The sequence below is a fragment of the Salegentibacter sp. T436 genome (assembly GCF_001932675.1).
Lineage (GTDB): Bacteria > Bacteroidota > Bacteroidia > Flavobacteriales > Flavobacteriaceae > Salegentibacter > Salegentibacter agarivorans.
The window spans coordinates 420038-437499 of the sequence record NZ_CP012872.1 but is presented as its reverse complement, the minus strand read 5'-3'; the positions used below and the strand labels follow the sequence as shown (position 1 = coordinate 437499).

At 37.2% G+C, this 17462-nt stretch carries 14 protein-coding genes; 4 read left to right on the top strand and 10 right to left on the bottom strand.

What is annotated here, in order from left to right; genetic code table 11:
- The first annotated feature begins 1 nt into the window (after position 1).
- Positions 2-1444, top strand: a complete 1443-nt coding sequence (locus tag AO058_RS01980) for a DUF389 domain-containing protein (RefSeq protein WP_075324987.1) — start codon at positions 2-4, stop codon at positions 1442-1444.
- Here the strand turns inward: AO058_RS01980 and AO058_RS01975 are convergent.
- Together AO058_RS01975 and AO058_RS01970 are read right to left on the bottom strand one after the other, a co-directional pair.
- Positions 1441-2205 (bottom strand): ABC transporter ATP-binding protein, encoded by a 765-nt coding sequence (locus tag AO058_RS01975; protein WP_075324986.1) that lies wholly within the window; start codon positions 2203-2205, stop codon positions 1441-1443. The genes AO058_RS01980 and AO058_RS01975 overlap by 4 nt on opposite strands.
- Positions 2205-2942 carry an MlaE family ABC transporter permease gene (locus AO058_RS01970; RefSeq protein ID WP_075324985.1) on the bottom strand — a complete coding sequence of 246 codons (738 nt, stop codon included), beginning with the start codon at positions 2940-2942 and terminating at the stop codon, positions 2205-2207. The genes AO058_RS01975 and AO058_RS01970 overlap by 1 nt, the downstream gene beginning before the upstream one ends.
- Before the next feature lie 117 nt (positions 2943-3059).
- On the opposite strand from AO058_RS01970, the gene pafA reads away from it, so the two are divergent.
- On the top strand, positions 3060-4715 hold the full coding sequence (pafA, locus tag AO058_RS01965; protein ID WP_075324984.1) for an alkaline phosphatase PafA: 1656 nt from the start codon (positions 3060-3062) through the stop codon (positions 4713-4715).
- On the opposite strand, the gene AO058_RS01960 is transcribed toward pafA, so the two are convergent.
- The 4 genes from AO058_RS01960 to gcvP form a co-directional block, all read right to left on the bottom strand.
- Positions 4707-5555, bottom strand: coding sequence for a glycosyltransferase (locus AO058_RS01960; protein WP_075324983.1), 849 nt, complete (start codon positions 5553-5555; stop codon positions 4707-4709). The genes pafA and AO058_RS01960 overlap by 9 nt on opposite strands.
- 38 nt (positions 5556-5593) lie before the next feature.
- Entirely contained in the window at positions 5594-6115 is a 522-nt protein-coding gene (locus AO058_RS01955) for a methyltransferase domain-containing protein (RefSeq protein WP_075324982.1), read from the bottom strand.
- Positions 6116-7174 (bottom strand): 3-oxoacyl-ACP synthase III family protein, encoded by a 1059-nt coding sequence (locus AO058_RS01950; RefSeq protein WP_075324981.1) that lies wholly within the window; start codon positions 7172-7174, stop codon positions 6116-6118.
- 167 nt (positions 7175-7341) lie between these two features.
- Positions 7342-10188, bottom strand: a complete 2847-nt coding sequence (gene gcvP / locus AO058_RS01945; protein ID WP_075324980.1) for an aminomethyl-transferring glycine dehydrogenase — start codon at positions 10186-10188, stop codon at positions 7342-7344.
- A 130-nt stretch (positions 10189-10318) separates the two neighbouring features.
- Between gcvP and AO058_RS01940 the strand changes: the two genes are divergently transcribed.
- Entirely contained in the window at positions 10319-11137 is an 819-nt protein-coding gene (locus AO058_RS01940; protein WP_075324979.1) for a hypothetical protein, read from the top strand.
- Between the two features lie 250 nt (positions 11138-11387).
- Here AO058_RS01940 and AO058_RS01930 read toward each other — a convergent pair whose 3' ends face one another.
- From AO058_RS01930 to AO058_RS01915, 4 genes are all read right to left on the bottom strand, one after another.
- Positions 11388-11939 carry a sigma-70 family RNA polymerase sigma factor gene (locus AO058_RS01930; RefSeq protein ID WP_075324977.1) on the bottom strand — a complete coding sequence of 184 codons (552 nt, stop codon included), beginning with the start codon at positions 11937-11939 and terminating at the stop codon, positions 11388-11390.
- A 240-nt stretch (positions 11940-12179) separates the two neighbouring features.
- A complete protein-coding gene (locus AO058_RS01925) occupies positions 12180-14213 on the bottom strand; it encodes a M3 family metallopeptidase (protein ID WP_075324976.1) in 2034 nt (677 codons plus the stop codon).
- Positions 14214-14503: 290 nt separating this feature from the next.
- The gene (gene purE / locus AO058_RS01920; protein ID WP_075324975.1) at positions 14504-14989 is read right to left on the bottom strand and encodes a 5-(carboxyamino)imidazole ribonucleotide mutase; all 486 of its coding nucleotides are present in this window, start codon (positions 14987-14989) and stop codon (positions 14504-14506) included.
- Positions 14990-15020: 31 nt separating this feature from the next.
- On the bottom strand, positions 15021-16178 hold the full coding sequence (locus tag AO058_RS01915) for a 5-(carboxyamino)imidazole ribonucleotide synthase (RefSeq protein WP_075324974.1): 1158 nt from the start codon (positions 16176-16178) through the stop codon (positions 15021-15023).
- A gap of 118 nt (positions 16179-16296) precedes the next feature.
- Between AO058_RS01915 and AO058_RS01910 the strand changes: the two genes are divergently transcribed.
- Positions 16297-17409, top strand: a complete 1113-nt coding sequence (locus tag AO058_RS01910) for an adenylate kinase (protein WP_075324973.1) — start codon at positions 16297-16299, stop codon at positions 17407-17409.
- The last annotated feature ends 53 nt before the right edge of the window (positions 17410-17462 follow it).

Below are 17462 nucleotides of genomic sequence, written 5' to 3'. Positions count from 1 at the left end.
TATGGAGAATAATCAGAAACCTGAAAATAATCAAAACCTTGCTTCACAGGAAAACTCTGAAGATTTGGGTAAAAGTGCCAAGGGGATTTGGCAAAATATAAAAGCGCTTGTAAAAGAACTTCTTGAAATTCGGCACGATACCGATAGGGAATCTACTGTTGAAGCGGTAAAAAAAGATATTTCTTTTAAAGGTCACAATGCCTGGATTCTTATATTTTCAATATTTGTGGCTTCTGTAGGCCTTAATGTAAGTAGTACGGCGGTTGTTATTGGAGCGATGCTTATCTCTCCTCTAATGGGTCCTATTGTGGGCGTGGGAATGTCTGTAGCCATAAACGATGTACTTACCCTTAGAAAATCTTTTATCAACCTTGGTTTAATGGTTGGCTTAAGTGTACTTACCGCCTATATTTATTTTCTTGTTTCTCCCGTTAAAACCGAGACTCCTGAACTTATTGCGAGAACTTACCCTACAATTCTGGACGTCCTGGTGGCAATCTTTGGTGGTTTGGCGTTAATTGTAGCTAAAACCAAAAAAGGAACTATTGCAAGTGTAATTCTAGGGGTTGCTATAGCCACAGCACTTATGCCGCCACTTTGCACCGTAGGTTATGGGTTGGCTATTGGTAACTGGTCTTATGCCGGTGGTGCTTTGTACCTATTCTCAATTAACGCGGTATTTATTGCGCTTTCCACCTTTGTAGTAACTAAAGTGCTTGGTTTTCCTTTAGTAAAATATGTAAATAGTAAAAAACGCCGAAGAACGGCGCAAATAGCTTCTACTATTGCTGTAATTGTTATGATTCCCAGTGTGATTTTGTTTGTTTTCTTACTTCAGGAACAATTATTTGAAACCAAAGCTAAAGAGTTTATCGCTACTGTTATGAGATATGATGGTACTGAAACTATTAAATCTTCGTACGATTATAATGAAAAAAGTATTGAAGTTTATCTTATTGGAAACCGGGTGCCGCAGGCTACAATTTCTACCTGGCAGCAGCAAATAGACGATATTGAGGCTTTAAAAGAAACTGAATTAATAGTACACCAGGGAGCAGATCCCACTGGTAATATAGATCAGCTTTCTACTCAGGTTAGGAGCGGAATCCTGGAAGATCTTTATATTAAAAACCAGGAGTTAATTGAAGATAAAGATGAAAAAATAGCACTTTTAGAAAAAGAAATTTCCAGGTATCGGGGCGACGGATTTTCATTTAGTGATTTAAGTCAGGAAGCAAAAATAAATTATGACGGAATAGACGAGTTAGGCTATTCTAATTTGATTACTACTAATTTTGCAAAAACCGATACAATTCCCACTTTTACAGTAGGCTGGAAAGATAATTTAAATAACCGACAAATCACCGAGCAAAAGCAACGTTTTGAAAAGTGGTTAAAAGTGCGTTTAAAACTGGATACGCTGCAGGTAAAATCTGTTAATTAAAGGCCTTGTTGTTGTGCTTCTCTTACCTTCTGAAAAAGGTTAGAAGAATAAACAAAATCGGTGACGGTTTCATCATCGGTTTTAAATATTTGAGATTTATCACCTTTCCAGGCTAAAACCCCATCTTTTAGAAAGGCAATTTTTTCGCCTATTTCTAAAACCGAATTCATATCGTGAGTAATAATTATAGTGGTGATATTATATTCGTGCGTAATTTCCTGAATAAGATTATCTATTACCGTAGCAGTTTTGGGATCCAGCCCAGAGTTTGGTTCATCACAGAATAAATATTTTGGTCGGTTTACAATGGCCCGGGCAATAGAAACCCTTTTTTGCATTCCTCCACTAATTTCTGAAGGCATTTTTTTCTCAGACCCATCTAAATTTACACGTTTTAAAACCTCTCTTACACGCTCCAGGTTTTCTTTCTTTTTCTTTTTAGTAAACATTCTCAGCGGAAACATTACATTTTCTTCAACCGTCATAGAATCAAATAGTGCCCCGCCTTGAAAAACCATTCCTATTTGCTTACTAAGGTCTTTCTTTTCGTCTTCAGTAAATTCAGTATAAGGTTTCCCGTCGTATTTAATCACTCCTTTTTCAGGTGTAAATAAGCCTAGCATACATTTTAGAAGTACACTTTTTCCTGATCCAGATTCACCAATTATAAGGTTTGTTTTACTTTTATCGAAAGTAAAGTCTATCCCTTTTAAAACTTCCTCGCCATCAAATGCTTTATGTAAATTTTCAACTTCTATCATTAACTTAGTAATAATTGGGTTACTGCGTAATTTGTGATAATTATAACTACACTGGTCCACACAAAAGATGTGGTACTGGCTTCGCCAACTTCCAGCGCGCCACCTTTCATATAATAGCCATGATAAGCGGGAACTGTTGCCAAAATAAAGGCAAATAAGAATGTTTTAATAAATGCATACACCAGGTGAAACGGAATAAAGTCTTCCTGAAGTCCCTGTACAAACTGATCTGGTGGTACAAAACCACCAAAAACCGCTGCCGCATAAGCTCCAAAAACTCCTAAGAACATGGAAATAGCGATTACAAAAGGGTAAAAAAGCATTGCTATTATCTTAGGGAAAATAAGATAGTTTAAAGAATTAATACCCATTACTTCCAACGCATCAATTTGTTCGGTAACGTTCATAGAACCTATACTGGATGTAATATAAGAACCCACTTTCCCCGCCATAATTATAGAAATAAAGGTAGGTGCGAATTCCAGGATTATAGATTGCCTGGCCGCGTAGGCAATAAGCGTTTTGGGAATTAAAGGATTATTTAGATTTAAAGCAGTTTGCAAAGCAACTACAGCTCCAATAAAAAAGGATAAAAAGGCTACAATTCCCATGGAGCCAATAATCAGGTCATCTAATTCTTTAAGGATTAAACCTCTTAAAACCGAACCTTTTGTCATTCGGTGAAAAGTTCCTTTCAGCATTAAAAAATATTCCCCAATGGAGTGTAGATAGTTCATTAAGCAATTTTTGTAAAGCTAAAATACTAAAAAATTACTCCAAAGTATTTAACGTAGAATTAATCTTTAGCCTAATAAGTTTAGTATTTTTGGGCTACTTCTATAAAACAAAATATGATGAAGCGATTTACATTTTTATTATTGGCCACATTTTTGGCATTTCAGGGTTTTTCCCAGGAAAATGAAGAAGAAAAACCTAAACTGGTTGTAGGAATTGTGGTAGACCAAATGCGCTACGATTATCTTACGAGATTTTGGGACAGGTTTGGTGAAGACGGTTTCAAAAAGTTGATAAATGGCGGTTATAATTTTAAGAATAATCATTTTAATTATGTGCCTACCTATACCGGGCCGGGACACGCTTCGGTTTATACTGGTACCAGCCCTATGAATCACGGCATTATTGGTAACGGCTGGTATGATAAATTTATACACGAATCGGTTTATTGCGCAGGAGACGATTCTGTAGAGCCGGTTGGAACTAAAGATGATGCCGGGAAAATGTCTCCGCATAGAATGAAAACCACTACGGTAGCCGATGAAAACCGCTTGCATACTCAAATGCGCGGAAAAACAATTGGGGTTTCTATTAAAGATAGAGGGTCTATTCTTCCGGCAGGTCATACTGCGAATGCAGCATACTGGTTTCACGGTGACGACGAAGGGAAATGGATTACCAGTTCATTTTATATGGAAGAATTACCACAATGGGTTAAAGATTTTAATGATTCAGATAAAGTAGAAGCTTATCTAAAGCCGTGGACTACTTTATATGATATTGAAAGCTATAACGAAAGCGGAAGTGATAAGAATAATTTTGAAGGTGGTTTTAGAGGAAAAGAAGATGCTACTTTTCCATACGACCTTGAAGAGTTGAGTAAGGCAAATGGTGGGTTTGATATCATTGAAAATTCAGCCTATGGAAATGATATTACCCTGGAATTTGCTTTGGCGGCAATTGAAGCTGAAGAGTTGGGACAGGATGTAGATACCGATTTCCTTACGTTAAGCTTCTCCAGTACCGATAAGGTAGGTCATAATTTTGGAGTGAATTCTAAAGAAGTTCAGGATACTTATCTTCGGCTTGATAAAAATATAGCTCAACTTTTAAAAGAATTAGACGCGAAAGTTGGCGAAGGTAATTACACTATTTTTTTAACGGCAGATCACGGTGGAGTTGACGTCCCTTCTTATCTTGAATCTGTAAATATTCCGGCCGGGTATTTCGAGTCTGATGAATTTAGAGAAAAGATTGAAGAATTTGTTTCAGAAGAATTTGATGAAGATAAGCTAATAGAAAGCGTTTATAACAGTCAGATTTTCTTTAATTATGAAGTGATGGAAGAAGCGGGAATCAGCTCTTCAGACTTACAATCAAAATTGGCACATTATATTCTTCAATTAGATCAAATAGATAAAGTATACACCCGAGATCAGCTTAGCAGCGGTAGTTTTGTATCTGGTGCAGGCGCAGCTATTCAAAATGGATTTAATCAAAAAAGGAGTGGAGATTTGGTGTATGTTTTAGATCCTGCAACTATTGTATATTCTGAAACTGGTTCTACCCACGGTAGCGGATTGATGTATGATACCCATGCGCCTTTAATTTTCTATGGAAACGGAGTGAAAAAAGGCAGTACCACCCAAAGAACAGAAATTGTAGATATCGCACCAACGGTCTCAGCATTTTTAGGAATCTCATTTCCTAACGGAACTACCGGAAAACCACTATATATGATGCTGGATGCTGAAGAAACCGAAATTTCAGAATAGTTTCTCCTGTATTTTTTTCCAGCGTAAATTCTTTATAAAACGACCTTCATCTTTATTTACAAGATAAGGTCGTTTTTCATTTTTAGCATATAAGAATCCGGTGATACAGTTTAGGAAAAAGCCCAAATCTTTCTTTTTAAGGGCGAGTTTAGCTGAAGCTATAAAAGTGATCACAAAGCCATATCTCAAGCTGTAAAAAGCTTCTCCCTGCTTATATTTTGAAGTTTTAGTATAATTTTTCCCGGTAGGTTTAAGATGTTTTACCCTTAGGTTTTCATCGGTTTTTATTTCCCAACCGTGATACTGTGCAAGTAGTTCATCTGCGGTATCCCAACCCATAGCCGGTTTAAGACCACCAATATCCTTAAAACAGGCCTTTCGATAGGCTTTTAACGCACCGCGAATATGATCTTTCCCCGTTAGATTTTCCAGGATCCAGTCTCCATTTTTTTGAATTTCACAAAATCCACCGACCATACCGATTTTAGAGTTTTCCTTAAAATGAAGGCTAATTTTCTCTAAATAATTCTTCGGAAAAATTAGATCGGCATCAAATTTACAAACGATATCAAAATCGTCGTCAAGTGTTTTAAAACCTAAATTAAAAGCTTTCACTACTTTGCTGCCGGGCAAATGCTTGCCTTTTGAAAAATTCTTTATCAGCGAGATTTCAGGATGTTTTTCAATAAATTCTGAAACGATTTCTGGAGTATTGTCGGTAGAGCCGTCATCTACCACTACAATTTTATCAGCCGGTTGACTTTGGTCGATTAAAGCCTGAAGAGTTTCGCCAATAAATTCAGCTTCATTATATGCCGGAATAATAATATAGGTCCTCAAGTGGCGAAATTTAAAGGTTCTGCAAAGATTAATTTCGCTTAAATCCTTTCGGCATAAACCGCGTAATATCTAGGCGTGAAATATCTTAAAATTGGTCTAATTCCCAATTTGTTGACAGGATTGGTCCACTTTTTTCTGCTAATAATTTTCCAACCTGCTTTTTCTAAAAGCCAATCAAATTGCCAGTCTTCAAACTCGTGGTAATGCCGGTCGCGCATATCTGTTTTGCTGCGATATGCGCTGGAAAACCACAATTTAAGCGGAACGGTGGCTACTAGTTTATCGGCTTTAATATTTGATAAAACGTTATAAGGAGAAACCAGGTGCTCAAAAATTTCGAAAGCGGTTACCACATTATAAGCGGTAGTTTCTACGGCTGTAGTGTTTATGTCCAGATCTTCCCCTTCAGTATTTTGCACCTTGTAATTATGTTTTTCCATAATTTCTGAAAAAGGGTTTTTTACACCTAAATCAAGAATTTTTTCAGGGGCGGGTACATTTGCTTCTAAAAACTCTAAAGTTTCCTTATATCGTTTATTGGGGAAGCTATTTTCGTACATCTAGTATTGGTAAACTATCGCATTCACATTCATCCCAGCACCAACGCTAGCGAACATCACCACATCTCCTTTTTCAAGTTGTTGATCTGCGATTTTATTTTTTACCACAAGATCATAAAGTGTAGGGACTGTAGCAACACTGCTGTTGCCTAACTCCTGAATGGTCATAGGCATTACCTTATCTGGCACTTCTTGTTTATGAAGTTTGTAAAAGCGTTTTATAATCGCTTCGTCCATCTTTTCGTTAGCCTGGTGAATAAAGATCTTTTTAAGGTCTTTAATATCTTTTCCGCTATTTTCCAGGCATGTTTTCATCGCCCCGGGAACGTGCATCAGTGCAAATTCGTAGATTTTACGGCCGTTCATTTTAATATATCGTAAATCGTCTGGTGCTTCCGTTCGGTTAGATTTTCCAAAGTAAATATAGTTAGCTTCGTTAAAAGCATAAGTACCAGATTCGTGCGCGAGGATTCCACCTTCTTCTTCGGTTTCTTCTAAAACCACTGCCCCAGCACCATCAGAAAAAATCATAGAGTCACGGTCGTGTTTATCTACAACTCGAGATAGGGCTTCGGCACCAATAACAAGGCATTTTTTTGCCATTCCGGCTTTCATAAATGCCTGTGCCTGTATCAATCCTTCAATCCAGCCGGGACATCCAAAAAGTACATCGTAGCCAACACATTTTGGATTTTTAATTCGTAAATGATATTTCACGCGAGTAGCCATACTTGGTACGGTATCGCTCTGAATGCTTTCGTGTTTAACATCGCCATAATTATGGGCAACAATAATATAATCTAAGGTTTCGGGATCTGTATTAGAAGTTTCTAAAGCTTGCTGAGCCGCGATAACTGCCATATCTGAAGTGTTTAAATTCTCTTCAAGATACCGCCGTTCTTCAATTCCCGTTATGGCTTTAAATTTGGCAATTGTTGTTTTATTGTCTTGTGGAAATCCTGTTCCATCAAGATTGAAAAATTCATGATTGTCAAAGTCAGCATTTGCGGTTATAACTTTAGGGATATAACTACCTGTGCCGGTAATTTTAATATTCATCTGACTTTTAATTAAGATTAAACTCCGAATGTACTAATTACAAATATAGTGAGCTTTAAAGAAAAAGGAAAAATATACTAAAATGTGATGAAAGTCACAAAATAAAAAATGCCTGAAAATAGTGTCGGAATTATTTCCGAAGAAAATTTTCAGGCATTTTTAAAAACTTATGCATCCATATACTCCTCAATAGGAGGGCAGGTGCACATTAGATTTCTGTCTCCAAATGCTTCGTCTACACGTCTTACGCTCGGCCAGAATTTATTTTCTGACACATAATTTAACGGGTAAGCCGCCTTTTCTCTTGAATAAGAGAATTTCCATTCATCTGAAGTTAGCATAGTAATAGTATGCGGTGCGTTTTTAAGCACGTTATCTTCTTCGCTATCCAACTCTTCAATTTCCTGCCTAATAGAAATTAATGCATCACAGAATCTATCCAGTTCAGCTTTGCTTTCACTTTCGGTAGGTTCTATCATCATTGTTCCTGCCACAGGAAAAGAAACAGTAGGAGCGTGGAACCCATAATCTATCAATCGCTTGGCGATATCCACTACTTCAATTCCATTCTCTTTAAATGGTCGGCAATCTAAGATCATCTCGTGAGCTGCGCGGCCACGTTCTCCAGAATATAATGTTTTGTAATGTTCGTTTAAACGCTCTTTTACGTAATTGGCATTAAGAATTGCATATTCTGTAGCTTTTTGAAGTCCTTTGCTGCCTAACATGGTTATGTAACCATAAGAAATAAGGCATACTAAAGAAGAACCCCATGGTGCTGAAGAAATTGCGCCAATAGCATTTTCTCCACCAGTTTTTATTACTGGGTTTCCTGGTAAAAATGGTTTTAATTGTTCTGCGACGCAAATTGGTCCAACTCCCGGGCCACCGCCTCCGTGAGGAATTGCAAAAGTTTTATGTAGGTTTAAGTGACAAACATCGGCACCAATTACGCCAGGATTGGTTAAACCAACCTGGGCATTCATATTTGCACCATCCATATAAACCTGCCCGCCATTATTGTGAATAATTTGCGTGATTTCTTTAATAGCCGATTCAAAAACCCCGTGGGTAGAAGGATAGGTTACCATTAAAGCAGCAAGATTATCTTTATGTTTTATCGCTTTTTCGCGAAGATCGTCTACATCTATATTTCCGTTTTCTGAAGCTTTAGTTACCACAACTTTCATTCCCGCCATTACTGCAGAAGCTGGGTTGGTACCGTGAGCTGAAGAAGGAATTAAACATATATTTCTATGACCTTCCCCTTTAGATTCATGGTAAGCTCTAATAGTCATCAAGCCGGCATATTCACCCTGCGCACCAGAATTTGGCTGAAGTGAAGTTGCAGAAAATCCGGTGATCTCGGTTAATTGATCTTCCAGTCTTTTTAATACGATCTGGTAGCCTTCAGCTTGTTCTACCGGTACAAATGGGTGAATATTCCCCCATTGAGGATTGCTTAAAGGAAGCATTTCTGAAGCTGCGTTTAATTTCATGGTACAGCTTCCAAGCGAAATCATAGACTGGTTCAAAGAAAGATCTTTGCGTTCCAGTTTTTTAATGTAACGCATCAATTCAGTTTCTGAATGGTAAAGGTTGAAAACTTTATGCGTTAAAAAATCGGTTTTTCTCTGTAATGCTGAAGGAATTGCAGATGCCTCTTTTAAGCTTTCAATTTCAGTAGATTTTTCACCTGAAACTTTAGCGAAAACCTTCAAAATATTATTGATGTCTTCCTGGGTTGTAGTTTCATTTAAAGAAATACAAACCGTTTCAGCATCTGGGTAATAGAAATTGATTTCGTTCTTTTCGGCTTCAGCTTTAATTTTTTGAGCATCAGCTTTCACCTGAAGCGTATCAAAATAAGCTGAATTAAGCTGCTTAACACCCATTTTATCAAGTTCTTCAGCTAAAGTAACTGTAGAAAAATGAACGGTATCAGCAATATATTTTAGACCATCAGGTCCATGATAAACTGCATACATTCCCGCCATCACAGCCAGTAAAACCTGCGCGGTACAAATGTTAGAAGTAGCGCGGTCACGTTTAATATGCTGCTCGCGGGTTTGGAGTGCCATTCTTAAGGCGTGGTTCCCATCAAGATCTTTGGTTACCCCAATAATTCTTCCGGGAAGATTTCTTTTATATTCTTCTTTAGTAGCAAAATAAGCAGCGTGAGGACCACCATATCCTAATGGAATTCCAAAACGCTGAGTGGTGCCAACAACCACATCTACACCAAGTTCTCCCGGTGCCTGTAGTTTAACCAAACTCAAAATATCGGCAGCAACAGCTACTTTTATATCAGCATCTTTACATTTTGATACAAAATCGGCATAGTCAAAAACCTGTCCGTATTTCCCTGGATATTGTACTAAAGCTCCAAAGAATTTATCACTAAAATCAAATTCTTCGTGATTACCAACCACTAGCTCTATGCCCATAAAATCTGCACGCGTTTTAATAAGATCTATGGTTTGTGGTAAGGCCTGTTCAGAAACAAAGAATTTATTTACTTCGTTTTTCTTCTGCTTACGATCGCGAACAGCGAATAAAAGTCCCATAGCTTCTGCCGCAGCAGTAGATTCATCTAAAAGCGAGGCATTGGCAATTTCCATTCCGGTAAGATCGCTTACCATAGTTTGGAAATTTAATAAAGCTTCCAGTCTTCCCTGGGCAATTTCTGCCTGGTAAGGCGTGTAGGCTGTGTACCAACCCGGGTTTTCCAAAATATTTCGCTGTATCACAGCCGGTAATATTCCCTGGTGGTAACCAAGACCTATATAAGTCTTAAAAACCTTGTTTTTTGCAGCTAGTTTGCCAATATGCTCGGTATATTGATTTTCGCTAAGTGCAGCAGGTAAATTTAAGGGTGATTTTAAACGAATATCGTCGGGGATGGTTTCGTATATTAACTGTTCTAACGAATCTACACCAATGGTGTCCAACATTGCCTGGAGATTACTTTCTCTGGGGCCAATATGGCGTAGGGCAAAAGAATCTGTTCTCATTAAAATAAAGTTGTGTTTTGTGCTGCAAAAGTACATATTTTAAACGTAATTTTTTAGTGATTAGACGTATACACTTGTTAAGATTTATGACGTCAGTTTTGGTTGCGAGAAGAATGATTAATTTAGCAGGATGCAGTGTTTTAAAAATATATTAGATTTCTATATAAATAGCAGTCTGCACGTGGCTTTGGCCGTGGTTTCATTAAGCTTACTAAGCTTCCTGGAATTCAATATTGAAATTAATAAAAACCTGCTGTTTTTTATTTTCTTCGGAAGCATTACCGGCTATAATTTTGTGAAGTATGCCGGCATCGCTAAACTGCATCACGCCAGCCTTGCCCGAAACCTAAAACTTATACAGATTTTCTCCTTTTTTTGCTTCGTGGCTTTGCTGTATTTTGCTTTTCAGCAGGAATTAAAAATACTTTTAGCTTCTGCTATTTTGGGAGTTTTTACTTTACTGTATGCTATTCCTCTAGGTAAAAACAGGCAAAATCTTAGAAATATTGGTGGGATTAAAATTTTTATTATTGCCGTGGTTTGGGCCGGAGTGACTGTTATTTTACCCTTGATGGATCAGGTTAATTTAAAGGAAATCGGTCTCACTTTTTTTCAGCGTTTTTTCTTTGTTATTGCTATAACGCTTCCGTTTGAGATAAGGGACTTGAAGTTTGATTCTGGGAATTTAAATACAATTCCGCAGCAAATAGGAATAGCGAATACTAAGAAAATCGGTTATATATTATTAGGAATTATACTGTTCCTGGAGTTTCTGAAATCTTATTTTTCTGTAATCAACTTAATTGCTTTAAGTCTTATCTTATTGGTTTCGGCGTATTTTATAAAAGCAGCGCGGATAGATCAGGGAAGTTATTATTCGGCTTTTTGGGTGGAAGGAATTCCGGTGTTTTGGCTTTTAGTTTGGCTGCTAGCTAAGATTCTCCTTTAGCCATTTCTTTTTCAATGCTGTTTTTCCAGGCTTTTTTTTCTTTTTCAGAACAAGTTTTAAGTTTAGATTTTTTTATTAAATGGGTGAGTTTAGTGTTTTTGGAGGTGTACTTGCGGCAGGGTTTGCATAAAAGCAAATGCATAAGCATTGATAGTTTTTCGCGTGTTCCAGCCTCGTTATATTGGCTTTTGTCGCAGCAATTTTCTGCTTTTGAACAGTCAAAAATGAAAAATTTTCTTTTCGGCATAATTTAGAACCAGTTTTTTTCAAGGCATGCGGCCAATGCGGTGCGCGCCCTGTGAATGATTACCCAAAGGTTAGACGGACTAATATTGAATTCTTTACATACGGCCTCAGTATCAGCCTCATCAATGGTTTTCATCTTAAAGATGGCGGCGTGTTTTTCGTTGATTTGATCGAGACACTCTAAAATAGCCATTCCCAATTCGTTGTTTTCCATCTCATCCTCGGCAGTACGATCAAAAGCATCGGCTACCTGTTCCTCCATCCAATCGCCATTATTTTCAGAATCTGAATAATTGATGCGAACTTCAGCCTGACCTTTTATGGAGTTTATCTTTCGGTAATAATCTATGATTTTTCGCTTCAGAATAGAAATAAGCCATGTGCGTTCTGTGGCCCTTCCTTCAAAGTTATCTTTAGAATTTAGGCCTGCAAGAAAGGTTTCAGAAATTAAATCGTTTGCCACCTCGCGATCGTTCACCCTAACAATTGCGTAGTTAAATAGGTAATCGGAATATTTATCCACCCATTTTGTAGGATCGAGTTTATGAGTTGGCATAGGCTTGCTTCAAGGTCGAATCAAAATTAGCAAAAGTATTTGACATTATAAGTTATAGATCTTATAAGGTTTTTAAGGTGGAAATTGGATTAGTAAAGAAAAGAGGTTGTTGAAAAAGTCTAATTTCATCAAGCTGAACTTGTTTCAGCTTCTAACACGTTTTACTTACCAAAGTCTTAGATTCTGAAATAAATTGAAAATGACTATTTGAAAATTTTTCAGACAGCCTCTTTAGTCTAATCATTTCTCAATTAATCCGGCACGTTTTAATAAAGCATCGGGTTTTGGTTCTTTTCCGCGGAATTTCTTATAAAGCGTCATTGGGTGATCTGTGCCACCTTGTGAGAGGATATTTGTTTTAAATTTATTGGCGACTTCCCGGCTAAATATCCCGTTCTGCTGAAAATATTCAAAGGTATCGGCATCTAATACTTCTGCCCATTTATAGGAATAATAACCTGCAGAATATCCGCCCTGGAAAATATGAGAAAAAGCAGTACTCATGCAGTTTTCAGCAACATTTGGAAATAATTTTGTACGTTCAAAAGCTTTGTCTTCGTTTGCTTTAACGTTAGTAATTGCTGAAGGATCTACACCGTGCCAGCTTAGGTCTAACATCCCGAAGCTTAATTGTCTTACCGTGGCCATTCCTTCCTGGAAATTAGCAGATTCTTTTATTTTCTGAATCAACTCCATAGGAATTACTTCTCCGGTTTCGTAATGCTTCGCGAACAACTGAAGCGCTTCCTTTTCATAACACCAGTTTTCTAATAACTGACTTGGAAGTTCTACAAAATCCCAATAGACATTTGCACCAGAAAGACTTGGATATTCAGTATCGCCCAACATCCCGTGAAGCGCGTGGCCAAATTCGTGGAAAAGCGTTGTGACCTCGTTAAAAGTTAATAATGAAGGTTGTTTTTTAGAAGGTTTTGTGAAGTTGCAAACAATAGAAATATGTGGGCGTTCTTCCTCGCCATCTTTCTTGTATTGTGATTTGTAACCCGTCATCCAGGCGCCATCTCTTTTTCCCGGCCTTGGGTGGAAATCGGCATAAAACAGGGCCATCTCTTTGTTGTTCTCATCAAGTACCTGGTAGGTTTTTACATCTTCATGATATTTATCTACATCAAAAACTTCTTTAAAACTAAGGCCATAAAGTTTTTGGGCTACCGTGAAAACTCCGTCTATTACATTCTCAAGTTTGAAATAAGGTTTCAGTTTTTCGTCATCGAGATTGAATAATTTCTGTTTTAGTTTTTCGCTGTAAAAAGCGGCATCCCATTTTTGTAACTGGTCAATTCCATCCAGATCTTTTGCGAAATTTTCTAATTCTTTGAATTCGCGCTCAGCAGCAGGTTTTGCTTTTTCAAGAATTTCGTCTAAAAAACTATTCACTTTTTCGGGAGTTTCAGCCATACGCTCTTCCAATACAAAATGTGCGTGCGTTTTATAACCTAGAAGCTGAGCGCGCTGGTATCTTAACTTAGCAATTTGCAGCACATTCTCCTGATTGTCTAACTCATCACAATGAAATCCTTTAGAGCCAAAAGCAAGTGCCATTTTCTTGCGCAGTTCCCTGTTTTCAGCATATTTCATAAAAGGAAGGTAGCTTGGATATTCAAGGGTGAAGATCCAGCCTTCTTTTTCTTTAGAAGCTGCTGCTTGTGCAGCTTCTTCATTAAAACTTTCCGGTAGGCCTTTTAGATCATTTTCATCAGTAAGATGTAATTCAAATTTATTGGTTTCGGCAAGTACATTTTGGCCAAAATCAAGGCTTAATTTTGAAAGTTTCTTGTCTATATCTCTAAGTTCGTTTTGCTTTTCTATTGGCAAATTGGCTCCGTTTCGCGAAAAAGCCTTGTATTTTCGGTCTAAAAGCGTTTTTTGCTCCGTATTCAGGTCAAGCTGGTCTTTCTTATTATAAACCGATTTCACTTTTTCAAAAAGTGCTTTATTTAGAATAATATCATTTCTGAATTCTGATAAAAGTGGGGAAACTTCCTGTGCGATTTGCTGAATATCTTCATTGGTTTCCGCAGAATTAAGATTGAAAAATATGCTGGTTACTCTATCTAATTTTTCTCCTGAAAATTCTAAAGTTTCAATGGTATTTGGAAAAGTAGCTTCATCGGCATTTGTTGCAATCGCATTAATTTCTTCCCGAGCCATTTCTATGGCTTTTATTATGGCGGGTTTAAAATGCTTATTCTCAATTTTTGAAAATGGAGCGTGATCAAATTCCTGTAAAAGTGGATTATTTTGAGTCGTCATTATCTCTTTTCTTTTAATTATAATTTCAAATTTATCTATTAAACATTTCCTGAGCTATACAGGTAATGTACTTAACCTAAATTTGACGTTTTTAGTAACTTTTTTTAACACAAAACGTTGTTTTTCTTTAAAAAACTGTATATTTCGGCTTTAAAATATTGAACGTTTTAAAATTGTAGTAGCTTTTAAAGTTTTTTCTGGTTTAAATATTTAGAATGGTTAATAAATAATTTGTACAGATTTAGGTGAGTTTACTACAAAGAAAGCCACGTCGCAAGACGTGGCTTTTGTTATTTTCTCACCTTTTTGGCGCCTTCAATAACTTTCTCTTTGAGTCCTTCTTTATAGACTAATATCTTATCTAAAGTACATTTATCTGAAGTTCCAATAATTTGAGCGGCAAGGATTCCTGCGTTTTTTGCTCCGTTTAATGCTACGGTGGCAACCGGAACTCCGCCTGGCATTTGTAAAATAGATAAAACCGAATCCCACCCATCTATAGAATTGCTGGATTTTACCGGCACACCAATTACTGGAAGGGGGGAGAGCGATGCTATCATTCCCGGCAGGTGAGCTGCGCCTCCGGCACCGGCTATAATTACTTTAATTCCACGTTCGTGTGCGGTTTTTCCGTATTCAAATAATTTTTCCGGGGTTCGGTGAGCAGAAACAATATCTACTTCTACTTCCAGGTCAAAACCTTCCAGGATATCTATTGCATCTTGCATTACCGGTAAATCGCTGGTACTTCCCATTATTACTGCTACTTTGCTCATAATTTTATGTTCAAAAACTTCGAAAAGTTTATTATTTGGAAATAACTTTAATTGAATTCTTAACCTGTTCGGCTATTTTTCTTGCTTCCGCCAGGTCTTTATTTACTATAGTTACGTGGCCCATTTTTCTAAAAGGACGGGTGATTTTTTTACCGTAAATATGCGGTGTCACGCCCGGCATTTTCATTATCTTCTCAATATTCTCATAAACCACTTCACCTTCGTGAGCTGCATCACCCACTAAATTTACCATAATTCCGCCCACTTTACTATCGGTATTTCCTAAAGGCAAATCTAAAATTGCGCGAATATGTTGTTCAAATTGGTTGGTGTAACTAGCTTCAATACTGTAATGCCCGCTGTTGTGAGGTCTTGGAGCGACTTCGTTTACTAGGATTTCATCATTATCTGTCTGGAACATTTCTACCGCCAGTAAGCCTACGTGCTCAAATGCTTCGGAAACTTTAACCGCCAGTTCCCTGGCTTTTTGCGCGACGGAATCTTCAATTCTGGCCGGGCAGATTACATATTCTACCTGGTTTGCCGTAGGGTGAAATTCCATCTCAACTACCGGATAGGTTTTTACTTCTCCTGAAGCCGATCTCGCCACGATCACCGCTAATTCATTTTTAAAAGGAACGAGGTTTTCGGCAATACATTCAGCATCGGGAAGATCGTTTAAAGCTTTTTTATTTTTTATAACCGAAACTCCTTTGCCATCATAACCGCCAGTAGTACTTTTCCAAACAAATGGAAGATTAATTTTACTGTTTTCAAGCGCAGAAATTAATTCCTTTTTATTTGAAAAAACTTCAAAATTAGCGGTTGGGATTTCATGTTTTTTATAGAAATTCTTCTGAATTCCTTTATTCTGTATTTTCTCTAAAGTTTCAGCTGAAGGATAGGTTTTTACGCCTTCTTTTTGCAATTGTTTTATAGCTTCAACATTTACGCCTTCAATTTCAAACGTGAGCACGTCAACTTTTCTTCCAAAGTTAACCACAGTATCAAAATTCATAAGATCGCCGGTTTCAAAATAATCACAGGCAATTTTACAGGGTGCTTCAGGATTTGGGTCTACAACGTTGGTTTGGATATCGTATTTGCGGGTTTCGTAAAGCATCATTTTACCCAACTGGCCCCCGCCGAGAATTCCCAGTTTAAAATCTGAAGAAAAATAATTGATCATACCTTAAAAGTTTCAGCAAAAATAATTTTTTAGGGTAAGCTGTGCTATTATTCTTATGGAAATCTGGCAGTTTGGGTTGTTAAGAATCCTTATCTTTGCCCTTTAAAATTTTTGAGATTTGATAAAACTGCACGATTTAGAGTTTGAGCCTTATATTTTAGAAGAAGAAATCAATGCCGCTATAGATAAAGTGGCCAATAAGCTTAATGAAGATTATAGGGATGCCAATCCCATATTTTTAGGAGTACTTAACGGTTCCTTTATGTTTGCAAGTGAAGTTATAAAGAGATTTAATGCAGATTGCGAGGTTAGTTTTGTAAAACTTGGTTCTTACGAGGGCACCAAAACAACCGGAAATGTAAAAACGCTTCTGGGATTAAACCAATCTTTAAAAGACCGGCATGTAATTTTACTGGAGGATATTGTAGATACCGGTAATACGTTAGAAGAAATCAATAAAATTCTTTTAAAAGAGGAAGTGGCGAACTATGAGGTGGCAACTTTATTTTACAAACCTGAAGCTTATAAAAAGGAATTCAATATTAAATATAGGGGAATTGAAATTCCCAATAAATTTATTGTAGGTTATGGCCTGGACTATGACGGTTTAGGTAGAAATCTTACTCAAATCTATAAACTTAAAGAAAACAACATGACAAATTTAGTTTTGTTTGGCCCTCCCGGCGCCGGCAAAGGAACACAGGCAGACATTCTAAAGGAAAAATATAAACTAATTCACATTTCTACGGGAGATGTTTTTAGACATAATATTAAAGGCGAAACCGAATTAGGCTTGCACGCTAAATCTTTTATGGATAAAGGGCAGTTAGTTCCAGATGAGGTTACAATAAAAATGTTGAATGCTGAAGTTGATAAGAACGAAGGCGCTAATGGTTTTATCTTTGACGGTTTTCCAAGAACTGCAGCCCAGGCTGATGCTTTAGCTGAATTGCTGAAGTTGAAAAATACCGAAGTAACCGCAATGATTGCTTTAGAGGTAGATGATGAGGTTTTGGTTAATAGACTATTGGAACGAGGAAAAACTTCGGGAAGAAAAGACGATGCCGACGAAGCTGTGATAAGAAATAGGATTAAGGTTTACTATGACGAAACAGCAATCTTAAAGGAATATTATAAAAAACAAGACAAATATTACGGAGTGGACGGAGTTGGTTCTATTGAAGAAATCACCCAACGTCTTAGCGCCGTAATTGATAAGCTACAAGCTTAATACCTCTTAGAGGCTTGTTACGATTTAAACCTTCTGGGCTTTTCTAGAGGTTT

Excerpts from the sequence above, each read along its gene's own strand:
- AO058_RS01980 (WP_075324987.1), top strand. The coding sequence starts at position 2 with ATGGAGAATAATCAGAAACCTGAAAATAATCAAAACCTTGCTTCACAG.
- AO058_RS01975 (WP_075324986.1), bottom strand. The coding sequence starts at position 2,205 with ATGATAGAAGTTGAAAATTTACATAAAGCATTTGATGGCGAGGAAGTT.
- AO058_RS01970 (WP_075324985.1), bottom strand. The coding sequence starts at position 2,942 with ATGAACTATCTACACTCCATTGGGGAATATTTTTTAATGCTGAAAGGA.
- pafA (WP_075324984.1), top strand. The coding sequence starts at position 3,060 with ATGAAGCGATTTACATTTTTATTATTGGCCACATTTTTGGCATTTCAG.
- AO058_RS01955 (WP_075324982.1), bottom strand. The coding sequence starts at position 6,115 with ATGTACGAAAATAGCTTCCCCAATAAACGATATAAGGAAACTTTAGAG.
- AO058_RS01950 (WP_075324981.1), bottom strand. The coding sequence starts at position 7,174 with ATGAATATTAAAATTACCGGCACAGGTAGTTATATCCCTAAAGTTATA.
- gcvP (WP_075324980.1), bottom strand. The coding sequence starts at position 10,188 with ATGAGAACAGATTCTTTTGCCCTACGCCATATTGGCCCCAGAGAAAGT.
- AO058_RS01940 (WP_075324979.1), top strand. The coding sequence starts at position 10,319 with ATGCAGTGTTTTAAAAATATATTAGATTTCTATATAAATAGCAGTCTG.
- AO058_RS01930 (WP_075324977.1), bottom strand. The coding sequence starts at position 11,939 with ATGCCAACTCATAAACTCGATCCTACAAAATGGGTGGATAAATATTCC.
- AO058_RS01925 (WP_075324976.1), bottom strand. The coding sequence starts at position 14,213 with ATGACGACTCAAAATAATCCACTTTTACAGGAATTTGATCACGCTCCA.
- purE (WP_075324975.1), bottom strand. The coding sequence starts at position 14,989 with ATGAGCAAAGTAGCAGTAATAATGGGAAGTACCAGCGATTTACCGGTA.
- AO058_RS01915 (WP_075324974.1), bottom strand. The coding sequence starts at position 16,178 with ATGATCAATTATTTTTCTTCAGATTTTAAACTGGGAATTCTCGGCGGG.